Origin of the sequence: Flavicella sediminum (genome assembly GCF_006381105.1) — a bacterium.
GTDB lineage: Bacteria > Bacteroidota > Bacteroidia > Flavobacteriales > Flavobacteriaceae > Flavicella > Flavicella sediminum.
This window is the reverse complement of the sequence record NZ_VDET01000002.1, coordinates 1,391,328-1,412,958: the sequence shown is the minus strand read 5'-3', so window position 1 is coordinate 1,412,958 and position 21,631 is coordinate 1,391,328. Positions and strand designations below refer to the sequence as shown.

The 21,631-nt window shown below is 33.9% G+C and carries 14 protein-coding genes; all 14 read right to left on the bottom strand.

The window, feature by feature from the left end; translation table 11 throughout:
• Nucleotides 1–141: 141 nt before the first annotated feature.
• On the bottom strand, nt 142–1,359 hold the full coding sequence (locus tag FGM02_RS06050; protein ID WP_139957410.1) for a 6-phosphofructokinase: 1,218 nt from the start codon (nt 1,357–1,359) through the stop codon (nt 142–144).
• Between the two features lie 115 nt (nt 1,360–1,474).
• A complete protein-coding gene (locus FGM02_RS06045; protein ID WP_139957409.1) occupies nt 1,475–2,239 on the bottom strand; it encodes an SDR family NAD(P)-dependent oxidoreductase in 765 nt (254 codons plus the stop codon).
• 19 nt (nt 2,240–2,258) lie between these two features.
• Nucleotides 2,259–3,542 (bottom strand): MFS transporter, encoded by a 1,284-nt coding sequence (locus tag FGM02_RS06040; protein WP_139957408.1) that lies wholly within the window; start codon nt 3,540–3,542, stop codon nt 2,259–2,261.
• A 253-nt stretch (nt 3,543–3,795) separates the two neighbouring features.
• The gene (locus FGM02_RS06035) at nt 3,796–4,503 is read right to left on the bottom strand and encodes a FadR/GntR family transcriptional regulator (RefSeq protein WP_139957407.1); all 708 of its coding nucleotides are present in this window, start codon (nt 4,501–4,503) and stop codon (nt 3,796–3,798) included.
• A 173-nt stretch (nt 4,504–4,676) separates the two neighbouring features.
• The gene (locus FGM02_RS06030; protein ID WP_139957406.1) at nt 4,677–5,606 is read right to left on the bottom strand and encodes a polysaccharide lyase family 7 protein; all 930 of its coding nucleotides are present in this window, start codon (nt 5,604–5,606) and stop codon (nt 4,677–4,679) included.
• Between the two features lie 17 nt (nt 5,607–5,623).
• On the bottom strand, nt 5,624–7,393 hold the full coding sequence (locus FGM02_RS06025) for a PKD domain-containing protein (protein WP_208021478.1): 1,770 nt from the start codon (nt 7,391–7,393) through the stop codon (nt 5,624–5,626).
• A gap of 39 nt (nt 7,394–7,432) precedes the next feature.
• Nucleotides 7,433–8,380 carry a PKD domain-containing protein gene (locus FGM02_RS06020; RefSeq protein WP_139957405.1) on the bottom strand — a complete coding sequence of 316 codons (948 nt, stop codon included), beginning with the start codon at nt 8,378–8,380 and terminating at the stop codon, nt 7,433–7,435.
• A gap of 21 nt (nt 8,381–8,401) precedes the next feature.
• Complete coding sequence (locus FGM02_RS06015; RefSeq protein WP_139957404.1) at nt 8,402–9,877, bottom strand: RagB/SusD family nutrient uptake outer membrane protein; 1,476 nt, start codon at nt 9,875–9,877, stop codon at nt 8,402–8,404.
• Between the two features lie 16 nt (nt 9,878–9,893).
• On the bottom strand, nt 9,894–12,992 hold the full coding sequence (locus tag FGM02_RS06010; protein WP_139957403.1) for a SusC/RagA family TonB-linked outer membrane protein: 3,099 nt from the start codon (nt 12,990–12,992) through the stop codon (nt 9,894–9,896).
• Nucleotides 12,993–13,378: 386 nt separating this feature from the next.
• Entirely contained in the window at nt 13,379–13,756 is a 378-nt protein-coding gene (locus FGM02_RS06005) for a cupin domain-containing protein (RefSeq protein ID WP_139957402.1), read from the bottom strand.
• 10 nt (nt 13,757–13,766) lie between these two features.
• On the bottom strand, nt 13,767–16,064 hold the full coding sequence (locus FGM02_RS06000; protein ID WP_139957401.1) for an alginate lyase family protein: 2,298 nt from the start codon (nt 16,062–16,064) through the stop codon (nt 13,767–13,769).
• 128 nt (nt 16,065–16,192) lie between these two features.
• Nucleotides 16,193–17,467 (bottom strand): Nramp family divalent metal transporter, encoded by a 1,275-nt coding sequence (locus FGM02_RS05995; protein ID WP_139957400.1) that lies wholly within the window; start codon nt 17,465–17,467, stop codon nt 16,193–16,195.
• A 33-nt stretch (nt 17,468–17,500) separates the two neighbouring features.
• Entirely contained in the window at nt 17,501–19,387 is a 1,887-nt protein-coding gene (gene gndA / locus FGM02_RS05990; RefSeq protein WP_139957399.1) for an NADP-dependent phosphogluconate dehydrogenase, read from the bottom strand.
• On the bottom strand, nt 19,384–21,618 hold the full coding sequence (locus FGM02_RS05985; RefSeq protein ID WP_139957398.1) for a heparinase II/III family protein: 2,235 nt from the start codon (nt 21,616–21,618) through the stop codon (nt 19,384–19,386). Before FGM02_RS05985 ends, gndA begins: the two co-directional genes overlap by 4 nt.
• Nucleotides 21,619–21,631: the final 13 nt, after the last annotated feature.

Here is a 21,631-nt window from a genome sequence, read left to right as displayed (position 1 = left end):
TAATTTTCCCCATATACGCTATACGTTTTATTATATTTAAACTGTACAGCTAAGCATATATACTTTGGAGAACATTTGAATTGACTAAAAAAACATGCAATTCTTAAAATAAAAAGGCTGCCTAATTTGGGCAGCCTTATTTTAATTCCAGTTTAATATTTTTTTGACATCATATGCTTCAGGATTTGAAACATATTTTTTAGCAGCTTCGTAATCTCTTTCTCGGATATAAATTAAATGCTTGATAAATAATTGAGCCATATCAGAATTGATGTCGACCAACCTAGGAGGAACTTTTCCGTTTTCATCTTCAAAATCTTTCAAAAACAAAGGAGCAATATCTCCATTAGAATTTGCACTGACAATACAACCCGTTACGCCTTCATCGAACAATTTTTTGACACCGATACCTAATAAAGTACAAAGTGTTAAATCAAAAGCAATAGGGTTACAACAACGCAATTCATAGCCAATCTCAACAGGTCTAGATTTTATATCTAAGCCCAATTCCTTCAGTTTTACTTGAAGTAAATAATTAAAAATATGCGATTTACTAACATTTCCTAATTCTGGGTGTCCATGCTCATCATAGGTGAAATTGATTCCAGAATTCAAAATTTCTTCCTCTTCCATAAAATGAAAAACCCCTTCACTAATCATAGCAACCCCATATTCAATTCCACGAATTTTACTTTTTATAATAGAAGAAATGACCATATTGATGATCTTTTCAAAAGTAATTTTTGTTTTGTCAAACATTTCAGGAATGATCATCATTGGAAAATGACAGGCAGAAGCAATTCCGAAAGCCAAATGCCCTGCAGACCTTCCCATGGCAGAAACCACAAACCAATTTTCACTGGTGCGTGCATCTTCATAAACGGTATTTCCAATTCTTACTCCTTCATCTTTGGCGGTATGAAATCCAAAAGTCGGATTCCGATCAGGCAAAGGCAAATCGTTGTCAATGGTTTTAGGCACATGAATATGCGCCACATCTAAGTTTTGCTGACCTAAATATTTTGTCAATCTATTTGCCGTAGAAGCAGTATCATCGCCACCAATGGTTACCAATAATTTTACATTATTTTTTTTAAAAAACACATCATTAAAATCACTGTCTTTTGGTTTAAAACGGCTCATAATTAAAGTTGAACCTCCTCTACTAAAAATACGATCCGCTCTATGAAAGTTAAAAACTTTTACCGCTGGTTCATCTGAAAGCAGTCCTTTGTAGCCATGATGCACGCCTAAAACTTCATAACCATCTTTAATAAATGTTTTTGCAAGTGTACTAATTACTGTATTTATACCAGGTGCGGGACCACCACCGCAAATAATTGCAATTGATTTTTTCATTATCAAAAGGATTTTAAAAAGAAATTGGAGTCAAGGAAAAACCCAAACTCCAATAACTAAAAACTAAACTAAATATTTTATTTCATTAAAGAACTCCTCTTTAATAAAAGACATCTTAGATACCTAAAGCTTGACCACCACCAATTTGGATAGTTTCCGCTGTAATAAAAGCTGCATCATCACTTGCCAAGAAAGAAACAACAGAAGCAACCTCTTGTGGCTGACCTAATCTTCCTAACATGATGTTATTTTTCCAAGAAGCAAATACTTCTGGTTTTGTCGATTTAATTTGCGCGTGGAAAGGTGTATCAATCGTACCTGGAGATACTGCATTTACTCTAATTCCGTATTCCGCTAAATCTTTAGCCAAAGCTCTGGTAATTGCATGAACCCCTGCTTTAGAAGTACCATAGATACCTGCACCAGGACCACCAGCATTCCAACCAGCATTTGACGTATAATTGATAATAGAAGCATTTGTTCCTTTTTTAAGGAAAGGAATTGCCGCTCTTGAAGCAAAAAATGTAGAATCAAGGTTCAATGCCATAACGAATCTATAAAATTCAGTGGTCATTTCTTCAAATCTTGATCTACCTCCTAAACCACCTGCATTATTTACAAGAAGGTCAATTTTACCATACTTGTTTCCAATTGCAGTAATGTTTGCAGTTACTGCTTCATCGTCAGTAACATCAAAGCCATAATATTCAGCTGTAATACCGTCAGCAACTAATTCAGCAACTCTTTCAGCTCCAGCTTCATCTTGAATACCGTTTAAAACTACGGTGTAGCCATCTTTACCTAATCTTTTTGCTACTTCAAAACCTATTCCTCCTGTTGCACCAGTAATAACTGCTACTTTTCCTTCTAATTTACTCATCCTATTTTTATTTTATGTTTTAATTAATTGTTTTTCTAACTGGTTCTATTTTTTTGATCAAAAAGAATACTGACAATACCCCAAGAATAACAGAGACTGTTATGGCTATAAATGCTGGTGTATAAGATTCTGTGGTTATTCTCCCAATAAACCAGTTCATAATCATTGGAGAAACTGCCGCTACTGTACCCGCTAAACCTGCTAAGGTTCCTACAGACGATCCTCTAAATAAATCGCTTGATATTGTTTGTACATTTCCGATAGCAAATTGAAATCCGAAAAGCACTAGACCTGCTAGGTAAATAAATGTCATAAAGTTATTTTCACCAACAAAAGATATGATACATACAAATCCGATAAAGACTAACAAACCTCCACCTGAGATGGTAATTTTTCTAGCCATATCTACCGATTTTGTTTTCATTAAAAATCCTGAGAACCAACCACCCACAATACTACCTGCAGCGGCCATTAAATAAGAGATCCACATTGTAGCTGCAATTTCTTCGATACTTAAACCAAAAGTTAAGTTTAAATAAATTGGCATCCATCCTGCAAAAAACCACCATATTGGTTCCATAAAGAATCGGCAAAGTAATACGCCCCAAGATTGTTTGTAGCTTAATATTTTAACAACACTTAAGCTTTTCACTTTTTTATCTTGAACTAGTTCCTCTTTTTCAATCTTATCTGCAAGAATCAAATCTCTTTCTTCTTGCGTAACCCAAGGATGTTTTTCTGGTGTAGATTTATTTAGGAACAACCATGGAATAACCCATAGAACACCTACTGCACCTAAGATAATATAGGTTGTTTTCCATCCAAAATTCGCATACAAAAACACAATAATAAAGGGAGCAATTACATTCCCAATAGAAGCACCTGCATTAAAAATTCCTTGAGCAATAGCTCTTTCTTTTACTGGAAACCATTCTCCATTACTTTTAACAGCACCGGGCCAATTTCCTGCTTCTCCCAAACCTAGTAAACCTCTTACTATAGATAAAGAAACCAAACCAGCTGTAAATGCATGAAATACAGAAGCTACAGACCAAACTACTATCGAAACCGTAAAACCTAATCGTGTTCCAATTTGATCGTACAACTTACCAGATAAGAATTTTCCTAAGGCATAACAGGCCATAAAAACATTCAACATAATTGCATAATCCGAGTTATCCATGCCTAAGTCTTTTCCCATTTCAGGCCATAAAAGAGCAAAAGCAGTTCTATCAATATAATTTATTACAGTTGCGATAAAAATCAGTGTAATAACCCACCATCTTAGTCCTTTAATTTTCATTTTTTTGTTTTTTGTTGTTACCTTGGTTTGTTGATTTTTTGATACAAAAAGACAATGTTATTCACATAGACTTTCAATCAACTTGAATCTAGTTATTTTAAACTAACCTTAAGTTAGCCATTTTTGGTAAACACTATTTAGTTAAGAGTTTGCTCTTAAAATAGTTCTGAATAGAACTAATAGGTAGTATTTACTTCCCTCCAATTATTACTTTTTTATTTCTTGCAAAACGTGCAATAATGCAAGAAACTTACTAATGTTCTGTATTGTATATATATTGATATAGCGTTTTGAAATGAATTTTCATTTTTTCTTTCGCTAGTGTTGGATCCTGAATTTTAATTGCCTCATAAATTGCTGTATGCTCTTCAATTCCATTAAATGCCAATCCATCGGCACAAACATGATGTTTTTCAATGTTTATAATTATTTCTGGCGTAATGATTAACATAAAGGTGTTAATGGTGCTATTATGACTTGCTTTTGCAATGGCCAAATGGAATAACAAATCTTCTTGCAAAGCATCTTCTCCTTTTAAGGCTTTTTCATTGTAAGCATCTAGAGCGTCTTTAATTTCCTCTAAATCTTTCTCTGTTCTTCTGGTAGCAGCCAAACCTGCTGTTTTCAACTCTAGTAAAATTCTTGTTTCCACTAAAGATTTAAAATCTTGTTTTTCCAATCGTAATATGTCTTCTATCATTCCGTTCATAGCAATTACTCCAATATTTGCTACAAATGTTCCACTTTGAGGTATGGAGTTTAACAAACCATAAAATTCTAATTTTTGTATGGCTTCTCTCACATTACTTCTACTAACTTCAAACTTATCAGATAGCATTCTTTCTGATGGAAGCTTATCTCCAGGCTCAAGATTTTTGTAATTGATCAACTCTCTAATCTTTGAGATGATTTCATTTTGAACCGTTCTATTATCGTTTTTAGTAAGTACCTCTAATTTCATATGTTTTTGTATTTCCAACCAGATTGGTTAACCAGTTTCCGGTGTTAAATTTATAACAATTTCTCCTAGATAAAAAATATTTTTATAATTAATAATTAAGAATATATTTGGGTAGTAAGAATTCAACTAGTCTCCGCAAAAACTAGAAGAATTCTAGCTAAACTAACCAAATATTATTCGTGTTTTACTTCTAATTCGTAATACCTAACCTTTGAAAAAGACCCTTTGTCTCTTGATTGAAAGTAATTTCCTGCTTTAAAATAGTTTTCAAACACACCCCATTTTTGCATGTGGATATTTTCATAAACTTTGAATTCGTTCTTATTTAAGATCACAACCATTTTACCTTCTGAAACTTTGACTTCAAGAAAAAACTTACGAAATCCTACTTTCTGCTCAAAATTAAATCCTTCATCATCATCCCAGGCATCATCGTGAAGAATTTCAGGAACTGTTGCATTCAAATTCTTTAACAACTTTGTTTTTACCCTAATCTTACCATTGTCCCAATAAATTTTCAAAATTGGGGGAGCGTTGTTGTCATCCTCTCCAATTAATTCTTTTTGTTCGTTTGTTAAACGACCATGAATTTGCATAATAATTGTTCGATGGTACTTTCCTTTTGAATCTTTTGTTGTTTTTTCCATGGCCAACTTACCTTTCATATAAGCACCTTGGGCAAAGGTCCAGTTTACATTATTATCACCTGGTTTCATTTGCTCTCTCAATTCAGATCGCGTATACTTTGTATTTCTAGTTTTCGAATTGGTTGGCATTGCATGAAATACAATTGCTCCTTTTGTAGAGTCTATGTACATATATGGCTTTGCAATATCCATTTTTGCGAAATCTAAAATTTCAGGTGGACTTATTTCATAAGGTTTCCCTTCTTCATTTGCCACAGGCAACGTAACCTTCCAATGGCTTAAATCGATTTTAGGAAGTTTGACCTTCTTTTTTTTCTTTTTTCTTTTCTTCTTAGTTGTCTTTTCAATTTTCACATCCGAGTCTGTTTCACTACTGCTCTTTTTTTGAGCAGTAGCGTTAACAGATAGAAATGCGATTAACAAAAATCCAAGTATTTCTTTTCGGAAGTTTTTCATGAAAACTAAAGTTTATATTATGGTGCTGGGTAAATCTTTACATTATCTATATACGCATCTTTATCAGTAACTGCGTAAATTAATATTGCTACCTCACCTACAGCATTAGATCTAAATTGCAGTTTTACTGTTGTACCACCAGAACAATCATTATCAGAAAACTTTCCTTTAGACTCAGTTCCAACATGCTTTATCAAAGCGTTACTTGCAACTGCATCAGCACTATCAGAATAATGACCATTTAAAATTGACGCAACTACACTATTCGTTTCAGCACCTCCGGTTCTTATAGCATATTCGTACTCAAAAATATAATCCTCATTTGGACTTAAAGTAACTGATTGGTATGCGTATCTAGTATCTCCAGCAACAGCAGAACCATCAGGATTAGCGCTTTGACTAGACGACCATTTTGCACCTCTTGTTTTAGAACCAAGTGTTCCGCTATAATCTATACAAGAACCGTCTGAACTAGTCCCAAAAGGATTTGAATTTCCAGTTGTAGCTATTTTCCAAGCATTTCTAATATTACCGTCATCTGAAGAATTACCATCTAAACGCTCAAAATCACCTTTTACAATTTCTGGATTCATTGGGCCCGCTGGTCCTCCTACAGTAACTTCTTTGGTAATAGAAGTTGTTTTATTAAGAAAATTTGTCGTTGTTAAGGTTACCATATAGGTTTCTTCTATACCATTATCCGTATAGGTATAAGTTGGATTTTCATCCGTTGAACTACCAGAACCATCTCCAAAATCCCAACTATAACTAGTTGCAAGTTCAGACGCATTTTCAAAGGTAACATCAAAATCACTAGCCACCTCATCAAAGGTAAACTCAGGAATTGAAAGAGGTTCTCTATAAAAATAAATGTTATCTACATTAAGAGTTGCCTCATTACTTGCCGTACCATCTGTCCCTAATTCTATTACTATTTCGTCTATTTGAGTAATTCCTTCAGAAGTAAGATCAATATCTAAACCTGTCCACACATTATTTTCTAATGTTTGCTCAAAAGTTTTTCCACCCATTGAAATTTTTACTTTATCAACACCTATTTCATGAATAGAATGTAGATCGAAGTGAATATAATCCGCAGAAGCGTCTGTTCCAAAAACATCTGCAACCATAATAGCAGGATCAAAAGCAATAGATGCAGTATTAGGACTTTCAAGCCTAGAATACTGAATTACATTATTTTTGATATCTCCAACCGTTGCTTTATTATACTCTACATCCGTACCTGCTGTAAAATTAGCACTTGAAGATAGGTTTGTATAAGCAACTAAAGCACCTTCAACTTCCATACCGTCACTGAAAATAGCGTATACATTTTCATCAAGAATAGTAGGTGAATTTGGCGATGATGAAATAGCTGTTAATTCATGTTTTACAGTAATAACTTCTGTAAGCGTTACATCATCAAGTCCTTTGTCAGACTTTGCCGTTACAGTAACTGTATAATCAGCTTGTTCAACATTATTAGGATAATCGTAAGAAGTAGCAGTTCCACTACCTCCAACAATCGTAACTGGAGTACTTTCAGCCGCTCCAAAGTCAACTACGTAAGAATCAACTCCAATACCAATTGGAGTAACAGTAATATAAGTACCATCCTCTAAACCGCTTTCATCTGGACCAGCTTTTGCTGTAAAGCTAGAGAATGTAATCTCTGTAAGTCCGGTACCTTTTGTACTTTCGCTTGGTCTTACAAAATCATCCTCTTCGCATGATACTATAAGGCTTGTCAATAACAAGGCGAATGTTGCATTTTTTATTAAATTCATAATTATAAATTTTTCGTTATTTTTTGTTATCTGCTAAAATTAATCTTCTACAATTCCATAGACTTTAACATTGTCGATATATACATCAACAGCCGTTTCTGCAGAGAACATTATAGCTACTTCACCACTTGCATTTGCAGTAAATGTTTGTGTAACTTTTGTATGTGATGTTTTTCCTTTTGCTTCACTAACCGTTTTTGTACTTATTGGTGTACTTGCAACTGCAAGAGCTCCGTCAGTATAATGACCATCTAAAATAGTTGAGAAAATTCTATTTCCTCCTTCTGCAACACCTGCTTGTTCAGCTGGAGTTTTGATAGCATATTCATATTCTAATTTGTATTTAACTATACGATCTACTAATGTAGGTGAAACTAATATCGCTTGGTATGCATATCTAGCATTCGCACCTGCACTTACAGAAGTATCTTTAGTCCATTTAGCACCTTTTGTTTTAGCGCCATTATCAGTTCCATCATACTTTGTAAAAGAACCATCACCACTTGAGTTAAAAGGATTCACATTTCCTCCAGTAAATTCAGTGAATTTCCAATCAGCTGTACCACTATTGAAATCTCCGTTCGCGATTGTTACTGGAATAGGTACAAATTTATCAACTACTTCTACATCTAAGGTTACCGTATGAGAGGCATTATTGTTATCCGAGGCAGTTAATGTTACCGGGTAGGTACCTTCACCTGCAGCAAAATGATAAGATGGATCCTTTTCTGTTGAAGTATTACCTTCACCAAAATCCCAAAGGTATTTTGTAGATTCTGTAGACAAATTGTTGAATTCTACAGTTTTGAAATCCAATGCGTTCGGGATATAGCCAAAATTTGCCGTAGGTAAGGTTTTATCTTCTATGGAACCTGCTTCTGGCAAGTCAAACTCAAAAGCATCTTCACAGCTTACCGACACAACTAATATCGATGCGCATAACACAGTCTTTATCGTGTTTTTGAAAAAATTAAATTGATATTTCATAATTTTTAAAATTTAATATTATTATTGAGGATTTTGAGTCAAAATACCATCACTTAAATTAATTTCTCTAGACGGAATCGGTAATAATAATCTTCTGATATTATAACTCGTATATCCTTTTAAGGTTGCATGTGCACCCAAAACATCGTGCGCTACTCCAAGTCTAACTAGATCAAAGAAACGGTGATTTTCAAAAGCCAATTCAACTCTTCTTTCAAGTAATAATTCATTTACAGTTAAAACCGAAGGACGATCTGCGATAGGATCAAAACCAGCCCGAACTCTAACTTCCATAAAAGAATTTATAGCATCAATACTATTCGTGGTATTTCCTTCCATAATTGCTTCTGCATGCATTAACAAAACATCTGAATAACGTAAGATAATCCAATCGTTACCTGCATTTGAAGGCCCTCCTCCATATGTAGGAAGATTCGTATCTGAAATATCATATCCATCAGGTAAAAACTTTATTACCTCTGCATTTTCTGGGATCGATAATTCAGCATCTTCTCCAAAGGCAGCATATGAAACAGCTGTTCTGTTACCTCCATTGGCGATAAAATCTTCAGCAAGGTTTGGATTCACAATATTCAATCCATCTTGTCTTCCTTGACGACTGTATGACGTAAATTCAGAAGAGAAACCTTGACTTTCGTCTGGATTTCCAGATAAATATTGAATTGCAAAAATAATTTCGTCGTTCAATTCGTTGTAGAATACATCTTTAAAATCAGACTCTAAAGAGAACTTTCCGCTGTTAATAATATCTTCACACAATTGTTTTGCACCTGCATAATTACGTGTTGGTTGTGTTAAATATACTTTCGCTAAAAGTCCTTGCGCTGCAGCCTTTGAAGCTCTAGATTTATGTGCGTTATCTAAATATGTAACACCTTCTTGTAAATCGGCTACAATTTGCTCGTAAATTTTAGCTTCTTCAATTCTAGTAAAAAGTAATTCTTTTTCATCAGAATTTACAACTCTAGTAACCAATGGCACTGCACCGTATAACCTTACTAAGTTAAAATAAGCATAACCTCTTAAAAATTTAGCTTCCGCAGAATATTTCTTAATATTTGACGCACTAGCATTCGATACATATTCTAAAACATTGTTTGCTCTAAAAATAATTTCATACATAGATTGGTAATAATCTTCAGATTGAACATTATCAGGTTCCACTATATATCTATGGAAATCAGCTCTTGATCCTTCAAGTGTTTTACTTCTTGTGTTATCAGAACGATGCTCTGTCAAAAGATACTCTAATTGTACCCCTCTGTTGTATCTTATTGAACTTGATTCTGTATTTTCATTCACACCTTGAACGGCATCATACATCCCTATTATCCCTGCCAACACATCTTCATCAGATTTAAAAAAACTATTTGTTACGATAGCAGAATCTGGTAGTGGGTTTAAAAACTCTTCTGTATCACAAGAGACAAACATGGCTCCTGTTACAGCAAAAATTAAAAATTTTATATATTTCATAATTAATATTTTTTGATTAAAAATTAACGTTCAATCCAACTGATATAGTACTAAACAAAGGTGTACCTGCTCTTTGCGCTCCATAAGATTGCGGACTATTATTACTATCTATAAATTCTGGATTAAATCCGTGATAGTCATCAGAAGTAATATAAATTAAATTCTGACCTGTAGCATAAACTCTAAAAGAAGACATTCCTAATTTTGATATGATATCATCTGGTAAACTATAGCCAATATTTACATTTCTTAATGAAAAGTATCCTGCGCTCATTACCACATCATTTGTATGGATTCTTTCTTTAAGGAAAGAAGCATCTGGAATGATTCCGGCATCTACTACTGCTTGTTCATCACTTGTAGCTCCGTTCCATTGTGAGAAGAAGTATTGATCACCAATATTCTTTACTTCTGCACCTTGACTTCCTTGGATCATAAAAGAAAAGTCAAAATTTCCAAGATTGAATTCGTTTGATAAACTCCAAGTAATTTCTGGGTAAGGATCTCCTAAAATAGTCTTATCATCATCTGTAATGATACCATCACCATTTAAATCTTTAACAATAATATCTTGTGACTGTCCGTTGATAGGAATCCATGGAGAATCCCAGTATTCATTTGCTAATTCTTTATCTACCACATAACCATAGAAAGAAGAAATAGGATTTCCTACTGAATTGATCCATTGTGAATTTCTACCAAAACCATCTTCTGTTAAAGCTCCATCAGAATTACCATAATCTAATAATTCATTTTTATTTGTAGAAGCAATTAATGTTGTTTTCCAAGAGAATTTCTCTGTAGTAATGTTTTTGGTTCTTAATTCAAATTCCCATCCACTATTCGCTACTTTTCCTAAGTTTACAATTCCATTATTAAATCCAGTAACATAGGATACAGGGTTGTTTAATAATAATTGATCACTTGTTCTTTTATAGTAATCAATAGAACCTGTAATTCTGTTGTTTAAAATTCCAAAATCTAAACCAGGGTTAAATTCTTCAGAAGCTTCCCATTGCAATAATAAGTTGGCAATATTCTTTGGAGAAACACCTGATGAAATACCACCTTCAGTAATAGCGTTGGTATTGTCTAATTGCGCTAAATAAGGATAAGCATTTACTAAATCGTCTCCTACATTAAAGTTCTCAGCTCCTGTAAGACCATAACTTACTCTTAATTTTAAATTGGTAAGAATATCAGATTCTGAAAGAAAATCTTCTTTAGACACATTCCATCCTACAGAGGCTGCAGGGAAGTTACCCCATTTTGAATTTACTCCAAAAACTGAACTTCCATCACGTCTAAATGAAGCATTTACTAAATACTTATCAGCATATGCATAGGTAAGTCTACCAAAGTATCCAATTTTGTTTTTCTCAATATTGTATTCTCCTTCCGAAACAACTGTAGTTGCACCTTGAAGGTTTTTAAGCAAGTCATTAGCATATCCAGAACCTGTAATTTGACTTGTTTCACTTCTTCTTTTTTGAATAGTTACCCCAGCCAAAGCACTAAAATCGTGATCTCCAAATTGTTTGGTATAAGACAATGTATTGTCAGAAATGATTCTCGTGTTGTATCTGTTATTTAATAGGTATGCAGCTCTACTTGTTCCAGATGCATGGTGTTTTGTTCCATCCCATCTTGTTCTTTTACGTTGCTCTACAGTTACACCCAAAGATGTTTTTGCTGTAAGACCATCCATAATTTCATACTTCAAATAAGCAGATCCTAAAATTTTCGTATTAAACTCATAATGTTCTCTTTCTGCATATTGTGCATACGCATTTGAATCTCCAGTAGTACGAGGTCTTGAATCACTACCATTCCCGTCAAAATCTAATTCAACCAAATGATTTTCGTAAAAATAATCTCCTACTCCAACATCTGGATAAGAACTTCTATTGACAAACTGTAATGTTTCTTCGGTATGGTATATTGGCAACCAAGGAGACTGTCTGATTGGATTATGAATTGACGTTGGCAATGCTCTTCTTTTAGAGTAAGAAGGCGTAGCACTCAATCCAAATTTCAATTTTTCATTTAATTTACTGTCTATTTTTAATTTAGCAGAATACAATTTAAAGTCATCTGTAATTACAACTCCTTCATCATGTAAATACCTTAAAGACGCCGTAAATTTTGTTTCTTTAGTTCCTCCACTTGCTGATAAAGAGTGACTTTTGATGAAACCTCCATCAAAGAAAACATCTTGCCAGTCTCTGTCGATACCCGTAACTTCTACTAATTTTTGTGCATAGACTGTTGATTCTGAAAGTGTACCTGTAGCCGCTAACTCTTTAGCAGACCAATCCGCAACACTTTTCTTATAATCATCGCTACCAAATGCTGATTTATATCCCGTAAAAGTATTGTACGAAAATTTAGTTTTCCCAGCTTCTCCAGTTTTAGTGGTAATAAGAATTACCCCATTAGAACCTTCACTACCATAAATAGCTGCAGATGCTGCATCTTTTAAAACCTCAAAAGATTCAACGTCATTCATATCTAAGTTCCCAAGGAAACTAGCATCTACAATTACTCCATCAACAACAACAGCTGGTCCAGAGTCAGCAGTAATCGATCCAAATCCCCTAACCGTAATGGTTGGAGCAGCACCTGCTTCTGCAGAACTAGATTGAATGTTTACCCCTGATACCTGCCCTACTAAGGCATCATCAACCCTTGCAACTGCAATTTGGTCTAAGTTTTCATTTGTTACTTTAGAAACAGCACCTGTAAGGTGTGATTTCTTTTGAGTACCATATCCAATAACCACAACTTCATCCAATTCATTAGAATCTTCTGCCAGTGCAATTGTTAAGTTTTTTTGTCCCGTTATCGAAATCGTTTTCGTAGCAAAACCTAAAAAAGATACAATAATTTGATCTCCTTGCTTTACCTGTAAAGAAAAGTTACCATCAAAATCGGTAGCGGTTCCTTTTGCAGTTCCTTTAATAATAATACTTACACCTGGTACAGGTGATTTGTCAACTTCTGAAATTACAGTTCCCTGGACAGTATAGTTAGACTGTGCAAACAATGCGATGTTAAACAACAAAACCACAGAAAGTAAAAGTTTTGTTTTAAAATTTGTAATAGATTTTTTCATGTTTTAAGTGTTAGGTTAATCAGTACTATGTACTAATATGTAGTCTAGATTTTCATCTTTTTAATCTTTCACTTTATAAAACTTGATTCTGCACTGAGTAATTTGTATTTTTGCAAAATGTGTGTTGTTATAAAGTAATAACATGCGTTCAATTTTTTACTTCCCTCCAAAGAAGTAATTTACTCTAAAAGGATAGGCGTGCACCTGTCCTTTTTTTTGTTTAAGGTGAGATCATTAATTTGGTTTAGTTTTAAGTTCGTTTATTTTTGGTTTCCCAAACTGGTAATCCAATTTGGTTTACCAAAAATAAGATAAAAATTTGTTAAAAAAAAATTTTTATCAAAAAATCTGTTTGTCAAGCTTTTACTTGACAAACAGATTTTTACTTAAGACTCTTGATCACCAAAATACGAGACACCATCGCCGCTTAAGAAATCTTCTCTTACTGGGCTGAATGTATCAATCAGTATTCCTTCTTCCAAACAAACAGCACTATGCCATAAGTTAGGCTCAATATAAACACCATCTCCTGCTTCAACAATTTGCTTTACGCCATCAATTTCAAATTCAAATTTACCCGAGGCACAATAAGTAGCTTGCGTATGAAAATGTTGATGTGGAGCACCCAATGCTCCCTTATCAAATTTTACCTGTACCATCATTATTTGGTTGTCATAACCTAAGAATTTTCTTGAAACTCCTCCTCCAAGTTCTTCCCAATCCATTTTTTTTGCGATGACGTACTTTTCACTAAATCTTTTCATTATCTATAGTTTATTTGTTAGTATATGTATAAGGGCCTACCCACTGGTAGTCCTTTCCTTCAATGCTTAATGTATTCTTTTTTGTTTTATCTGACGAAATAGTATTCAGGATAAATAATTTTTCTTTGTCTTGTTGCGTTTTAATTTGAACCGCTGTAAATTCTTTGTTTTCGAAAACTACCTGTATGCTTTTAACGGCACTATTGGGGTTCACAGAAAATTCAGAAACAGGACTATACGTTCCATGCGACTCAATAACAGAAGCAAAAACGGTGTTTTGTGTTTGTTCTCTTCTAATAATTAAACCCGGATCATTCCTTAAATTATGCTCGGGATCATTTGCACCAATGGTTGCTAATATAGCTTTATCATTCCCTGTTGACGTACTATTGATTGCGTAAAACTTATTTTTATGAAACCATGAAAAAAGTAAATGACCTGCTTTAATTTCTCCTGAAGCATTTTTCCATAAATGTTGGTAGCCATTCTTTTTACCTAGTGGTTTTAGGCTGCTTTCTACTTTATAGTCAAAATTAGTTTCCATGATTTGACCAAAATAATAATAGGGAAGGTCGTATTGATTTTTTTTATCCGAAGTCACTTTTATCAAATCCAAAGCAAATGGTTTTGAAAAAGCCTCATCCTTAATAAGCGCTAGGGTTCTATGTAATTGAGTTCCTGGATATGCATTGTTTTCCTTCGCACTCACTATTTGAATGTTTTCATTGGCGTCGTCAAAGAAAAATAATTCTGAGTGGTGTTTGCTACCAATGGCATATTTTCCTGTAAAATGTGACGTCTCATTCTGAACGATGGTACTATGTGCAATGGTTTGTTTTGCCCAAGTTTTATTTTCTTTTAAATAATTACCACCTCCTTTTTGTTCAATATTTACAAAACGAGCCAATCCATAATCTTGCAATACCTCTTCTCCGTTTTCGTATAATGAAAATGATAATTTATCATAATGCCCATGACTTGAACCATGTGCCGCGTATTTAAATACCAATTCTAAATTTTCATTTCTTAAAATTCCAACACCACCTTGTTTTCCTTCAGGGCCATCAGATAAATTAATGGATTTTTTATTGAAGGGTTTTTCGTTTCCATTTTTAACCCCTAGTGCAATGGCAAAACCTGAATCGTCTAATAATACTTGATTTTGTTTGATAGCAATACTTAATAAACCAGGATCATTATTTCCATGTTCGTAAGCTATATCTACAGCTGTAACTAATTCTCTTGAATAATAAGACATTCCTTTTTGTCCATCATTCAATGGAAAAAATTCTCCATCTGCATCTGATAAATTTAAAAGTGCATTTACAGATTTTAAAAGCACGCCTTCTTTGTATTCAAAAATATTTAATTCTGGTCGTACGTTTTGCAAACCTTCCGCAAAAATTAAAAAAGGATACATGGCATAACGTTGGTAGTAAGGCCCTTCTGTATAATAGCCATCAGGAGAAAAAGGTTCTTCAATATTTGCTAAAAATCCTGCTTTCCCGTTTTTATTAATATATCCGCCATCATTGTCTTTTGCGTTTGGATCTAAATTCGCATTTTTTATACCGTACAAGGCACGCTGAATCAATTCTTCATCATTCATCACCAAACCAATCATTCCAACAGCTGCATTACCCCAAGTACTATGATTATGTACTCTGTTATAAAATTGTGGATTTCCTGTTGAAATAAAATCAGCAAATGGTCTGAAAAGATTTGTTTCTAAGTTGTTGCGTTCTTCTTCAGATAAATAATCATAAATACAATCGTAGGCTTGACTTACATACACCAACCAATTGGAATCGTTTAAACATTGCCAAAATAATTTTCCTCTTGCATAAGATCTTGTTTTAGGATGAACAGGTAAGGTTTTATAAATTGCTTCGTACTGCAGCAACATGTCTTTTACATATTTCCCATACTTTTCATCTTCTAATATTTGATAAAGAGCACCTGCTTTTTGAAGAATTAAAAAATTCCTTTTATGACGGTTATGGGTATAACCACCTGAATAATCCTTAGGAATTGGCACATCAATCCCCAATAAAATTTCTGCATCAACTTCTTTTTTTACTTCCGCTAAGGAAGCATCAAACAAAGGAAGTTTTCCAAGATTTTTTCGAATTTCAGCGACTCCTTTTTTTGTTAAAATTAAAGAAGGGTGATTTCCTAGTTTTGAATTTCCAACAGCTTCATTAAGTTCCGAAACAGTGGCTCCTGTTGATTTGTTTTTTGGGTTTTCTTTACAAGATACAAACACTAAAAATAGCATGGATATCCCTAATAATAGGCGGTTTATCATAAAGATTTAATTTAATTGGTTTACCAATTTGGTTTACCAAATATACAGTTATATTTTTAGTAAACAAAAAATCTCTATAATTTTAACACAAAGCCATTAAAATGAGGCTTTAAACGTACAAGTAACCTTTAAAAATATTCTAGCAAAGCCATGATTCCATTGTATGAAATAACCAAAGAAAAGAAGAGTGCTGCATACATACCAATATACACAGCTAAACTGGTTTTATAAGCTTTCATCAGCTTTTTATTTCGAAGCAATAAAATAATTCCTAAGACAACCACAGGCAAAACAAAAACATTAAATACTTGCGATAGTATTTGAATTTCTATGGGATTTGCTCCAAAAGCAGGACCAATCAAAGCGACCAAACATGCAACTGCTGTAATAATTCTAAACTGCTTAGAACTGGTATCTAACGTTCCCGATTGGTAATCAGCCACCAACAAAGGTGCAATTAACAAACAAGGAAATATAGAAGACAAACCAGCACTCAAAGCCCCAAAAAAGAAAATAGTAACTGCCCATTTTCCTGCTACCGGCTCTAAAGTATTTGCCATATCTAATACTTGCGTCACAACTTTTCCATCATGAAACAGGGCGCCACAAGCTACTGCCATTATAGTGGCACTGATTACAAATATCAATATCGCTGCGGTTATAGAATCTTTTTTTTGTTGTACTAAGTTTTTTATAGTCCAACCTTTTCCTTTAACAAATAACGGTCGTGATATAAAAGTTGCTGAAGCCATGGTGGTTCCCACAAAAGCAGCCACCAACATTTTTCCTCCCGGAATTTCAGGAATGGTAGGAATCAATCCTTTTACCACATCTATGGGCAATGGCTGTACAAGGAATAATGAAAACAGAAAAGACAAGCCCATTAACGTTACAAAAATGACCAAAATTTTCTCGAAGAAAGTATACTTTCCAACCAGCATTAATAAATAAAATGTTACAATAACAATAACAGCCGTTAGCAATACGGTTTCATATTTATAAGGTCTAAGTCCTTCAAAATTGATGGCCAATATTTCAAAAATAATATTGGATGAAATTCCTAAAATTCCCATTAAAGAATTCCATTGTCCGAAGCTAATTCCTATAATAATTAAAATAGCTAGAACCTTACCGTATTTTAAGTGCTTTTTAAAACCATAAAGGGCAGTTTCTCCCGTAATTAGTGCGAAGTTTCCGTAGGCAAACATCAATACACCTGAAAAAAAACAACTCAATAATAGCACCCACAACAATTGCATTCCAAATTTGCTTCCGGCAACAATCATAGAAGTAACACTTCCTGTACCTATGGTATACCCTATGGCAAATATTCCTGGTCCGAACCCCAATACAATGGCAATAATTTTCTGTAAAAATGACTTTTTAGTTTTTGAGGTTGGCATAGCGTTTTGGTTTAGGTTATTGGTTTTAAAAATTTAGATCCATTCTGTATGGTGAAATTTACCTGAGGCATCATCGGTTCTTTGGTAAGTATGTGCTCCAAAATAATCTCGTTGCGCTTGAATCATATTGGCCGAAGAATTGGCCACAGCAAAACTGTTTAAAAAACTAAGCGCTTCTGTCAGACTTGGAATTGGCAAATCGTTTAAAATTCCTTGTGCAACGACTTTCCTCGCCGTTGGTTTTAAGCTATTTATTTGTTGCATAATTTTCGGATCCGTCAACAAATTATCCGTGGTTTTAAAAATTTCTACCAAAGCCACCATCAAATCCGATTTGATGATACAACCATTGGTCCAAATTCGCGACAATTCACTTAAATTTAACCCCCATTGGTAACTTTTTGAAGCTTCTTGAATTAATTTAAATCCTTGGTAATGATTCATAATTCGAGCAAACTGGTAAGTTTTTAACAAATCCTCTTTGGTAATTTCCAAATTAGCAGTTGCTGTTTCTATATGTTTACTTGCTGCTATTCTTTCTTCTTTATAAAAAGAACTGTACCTCGAAAACAGTGCGGAGGCAATCATGGTACTTGGCACTCCTAATTGCGCAGTACTAATCGTTGTCCAGTTTCCAGTGCCTTTATTTCCTGCCTTGTCCATTATTTTATCAATCAACCAGCCACCATTTTCTTTTTTTCGTAAAATAGCAATGGTAATTTCTAATAAATAACTGTTCGTTGTTTCCTTCCACGACTCTAAAATAGTGGCAATCGCATCTGGATTATTTCCTAGAGCTTTTAGAGTGACAAAAACTTCAGCCAACAGCTGCATTTCCACATATTCAATGCCATTGTGAACCATTTTTACAAAATGACCACTTCCTTCTGTTCCTATATAGGTACAACACGGCAAATTATTTTCGTCTTTTGCGGCTATGGCTTCTAAAAAAGGTTGGACTTGTACATAACTTTCTTTAGCGCCACCTGGCATAATGGAAGGCCCTTTTAACGCTCCTTCTTCACCTCCAGAAACACCAGCGCCAACAAAATGAATTTTCTTAGCTTTTAAATACTCAAAACGCTCTTTGGTTTTATTGTAATTCGAATTTCCTCCATCAATCAACACATCACCTTCCTGTAAAAACGGCAATAAATCTTCTATTACTGAATCTATTATTTTTCCAGCATTTATCATCAACATAATTTTCCGAGGCCTTTCCAAAGAATTGACAAAAGATTCAATTTCATCAAAAGGAAGCGCTGTTTCCAATTCATCAAATTTATTCGTAAAATCTAATGCTACATTTTCCTCCAACCCAGCCAAATGCCTGTTAAACACAGAAATTTTGAATCCATTGTTGGCTAAATTTCTACTCAAACTTTTCCCCATAACTCCCAGTCCAAAAAGACCAAACTGTGTTTTCTCCATAAGTGCTGTTTTTATTTCTTCTACAATATTTTTAGGCGCTAAACGTATATCTATTTTGATAGAATTTTCAGGTTCTTCTAAAATGTCAAATTGCGATTGCAACAACTCAGACTTCATAAAATGCCCTTCTCGATTGTTTATTCTATCTACTATTTTTTGAAATGAACCGCTCAAGAATATCCATTTTGCATGGCACTCAATACCTGTAGTTAAAACTGTCCTATAACTTTCTTTTAAGGCCGAACACACGATAACACAACTGTTATTTTCCAATTGCTTTTTTGCCAATGCATTCAGCGTTTCCAACCAACCTTGGCGGTCGTCATCATTTAAAGCAAGCCCGCTAGCCATTTTAGCTACATTTTTTTCTGGATGATAATCATCGCCATCAAAAAATGGAATTTGCATGGAATCGGCTAATAATTTTCCAATTGTGCTTTTTCCAACACCGGAAACCCCCATTACAAATAGTACTTGGTTTGATTTCATAAGCGTGTGAATTTTATTTTCTCACCCGGAATAAGTTCTAGCTCACCACCTTTTTTAACTCCACTAATCAAAAATTGTATTTTTTTGTCTGAAAGCGATTGTAGCTCTAATTCATTTTCGTTTACATGCAATAACACATCCGAATTCTCTAAAAACTCAATATGTATCTTTTTTAAATCGACTTGTTTTACGGAAAATAATAAGGTCTGCTGCTGCCTACTTAAAGAAATGACCTCCTTATTTTTTGTTTCCCATGGCGAATTATTCAAACTCCAACCCTTTATGATTGGCAATTCTTTTTCTTCATCAATCCGTTTGTCATAGGTTTTAAAAGGAGCCAAAACAGTAATAAAACTAAAATTCTCTTTTCCCTTTTTAGAAACTACCGTCCAATTTTTTCCTCGCTTTCCTGAGCTGCTACTTTCATCTACCGATTGCAATTGAAAAATATCCAATCCTGTTCCATTATCAAAAGAAGATCGCAATAAATTAGGTGTCTTTTCCGTGCTATAATGTCCTTGCCAAACTTGTTTATAACTATGTTTGTCTTTGGAAGAAAAGTTATCTTTTACAATCCAAAAATCCTTGTCTACAAAAAGTACTTGTCTCGTGTATTGAACCCCAATATTTTCAAATCCATCATGACTTCCAGCAAAAAAATCTAAGTTTTCATTCGTATTCCAAGCAATATTTTTGGGTTTAGGCAGACTCTTAAATTTTCCAAAACCACTACCACCTTGATTTGAAGTATATTTTTTTCCTTGCAATTCCTCATCTACCAAAGCCACATTTTTAACCATCGAATTTTTAAACAGCTCTAAATCTTTTAAAGAATAGCGTACTTGGTAATTTGGCAAAATAATTTTTCCATTGGCCATAGCTTGAATGCCCAACATGTCACCATGCTGATGATCGGGTTTATCTTTATCCAATCCTGCTGAAATAACTAACATTTTAGCATTGGTTTCCCAACCTTGACGCATAAAATAAAAACCAGTCGTTGGAAAATATACCGAACCATACATAGGTTTTTCCGATTGAATGTTTTTTAAAGAGTTTAGTTGAGCTTGGTTCAAATGCCAAAACAATTGAGGGCTCACATTTTCTTTTGCAAAATATCCCATCGTCGGATCTTCAAACAATAAATACCCTAAAGTCAATGCGTTTGAAATGTCATTTTTTTCTGCCCAAGGAGCATCTGTATCATCTGAAAAAACGGGGGCAGATTTATCAGGATATGCAATTTTACACAAACTTGTAAAAAGCGATTTCAATTTTTCTTCCCAAGTCGCATCTATGGTCATCTTATTATTTAAGACCAAACGGTACACATAAAAATAATTAAGAATATCACTCATATGATAGTGAACAGTTCTTTCAAACTGAAATCCATCCTCATTTATTTCTTTATTTAAATGCTCTTGTAATAATTTTACAGAATGATCAAACCAAATTTTAGAATCTTCAAAATCGTTAAAAATAATTGACAACATGGCCAAAGCTGAAAGTCCTCTAGTTTGATGATTTCCTGCATGAAATACTTTATTATTTTTATACAAATGAGCCCCGTGCTGCATTAAAGTCGCAATAGTAATTAACTGATCCTTATCAGAATAATTTTCATTAGATAAAAAAGCCGCATGAATTTGCAACCAGTTTAAAACTCGATAGCCAGAACGAAAAGCTTCATAGACACCGTTTCCATCTTTTATTTTTTCGTATTTATTTTCTTTTAGGGCCCTATTCAAAGAATGCATTTGTCCTAAAAAATAAGCCAAGGACTCCGTATTTTCTTTTTTGTACAAGGCAATATCTACCATTTTATGCTGCCGTGCTAAATGACGAAGGGCGTAAGCATTTACCGGATTTCCATTGGTGTAATTAAACGGCAAAAGCCAAGTAGTAGCACTCGAAAATTTAGACAAATGATCTTCTGCTCTTTCTTTATGGTGCAAATTCTGGGCAGGATACAATTCTTGATAAACATCAAACCGCTTCTTAAAATTTTGCCAATCGTAAAAATAACGTTTGGAAAACTGCTTTCTAAAATAACTGGCTAATTCTGCTTCAGAAATAACTTTAGTCTTGCTAAAATTATTTTTTGCTGCCTTATGCAAATAACTCGCTAAATCGGTATTTTCAATAATACGCGTTGCCGGTATTTCTTGTGAATAAACATTTTGAACCAGCACAAAGACGGCACAAAAAAGTACTTTTTTTAATGATAGCATAGGGACTTCTTTA

Excerpts from the sequence above, each read along its gene's own strand:
- FGM02_RS05995 (WP_139957400.1), bottom strand. The coding sequence starts at position 17,467 with ATGCCAACCTCAAAAACTAAAAAGTCATTTTTACAGAAAATTATTGCC.
- FGM02_RS06005 (WP_139957402.1), bottom strand. The coding sequence starts at position 13,756 with ATGAAAAGATTTAGTGAAAAGTACGTCATCGCAAAAAAAATGGATTGG.
- FGM02_RS05985 (WP_139957398.1), bottom strand. The coding sequence starts at position 21,618 with ATGCTATCATTAAAAAAAGTACTTTTTTGTGCCGTCTTTGTGCTGGTT.
- FGM02_RS06045 (WP_139957409.1), bottom strand. The coding sequence starts at position 2,239 with ATGAGTAAATTAGAAGGAAAAGTAGCAGTTATTACTGGTGCAACAGGA.
- FGM02_RS06020 (WP_139957405.1), bottom strand. The coding sequence starts at position 8,380 with ATGAAATATCAATTTAATTTTTTCAAAAACACGATAAAGACTGTGTTA.
- FGM02_RS06050 (WP_139957410.1), bottom strand. The coding sequence starts at position 1,359 with ATGAAAAAATCAATTGCAATTATTTGCGGTGGTGGTCCCGCACCTGGT.
- FGM02_RS06030 (WP_139957406.1), bottom strand. The coding sequence starts at position 5,606 with ATGAAAAACTTCCGAAAAGAAATACTTGGATTTTTGTTAATCGCATTT.
- gndA (WP_139957399.1), bottom strand. The coding sequence starts at position 19,387 with ATGAAATCAAACCAAGTACTATTTGTAATGGGGGTTTCCGGTGTTGGA.
- FGM02_RS06010 (WP_139957403.1), bottom strand. The coding sequence starts at position 12,992 with ATGAAAAAATCTATTACAAATTTTAAAACAAAACTTTTACTTTCTGTG.
- FGM02_RS06015 (WP_139957404.1), bottom strand. The coding sequence starts at position 9,877 with ATGAAATATATAAAATTTTTAATTTTTGCTGTAACAGGAGCCATGTTT.
- FGM02_RS06035 (WP_139957407.1), bottom strand. The coding sequence starts at position 4,503 with ATGAAATTAGAGGTACTTACTAAAAACGATAATAGAACGGTTCAAAAT.
- FGM02_RS06040 (WP_139957408.1), bottom strand. The coding sequence starts at position 3,542 with ATGAAAATTAAAGGACTAAGATGGTGGGTTATTACACTGATTTTTATC.
- FGM02_RS06000 (WP_139957401.1), bottom strand. The coding sequence starts at position 16,064 with ATGATAAACCGCCTATTATTAGGGATATCCATGCTATTTTTAGTGTTT.
- FGM02_RS06025 (WP_208021478.1), bottom strand. The coding sequence starts at position 7,393 with ATGAATTTAATAAAAAATGCAACATTCGCCTTGTTATTGACAAGCCTT.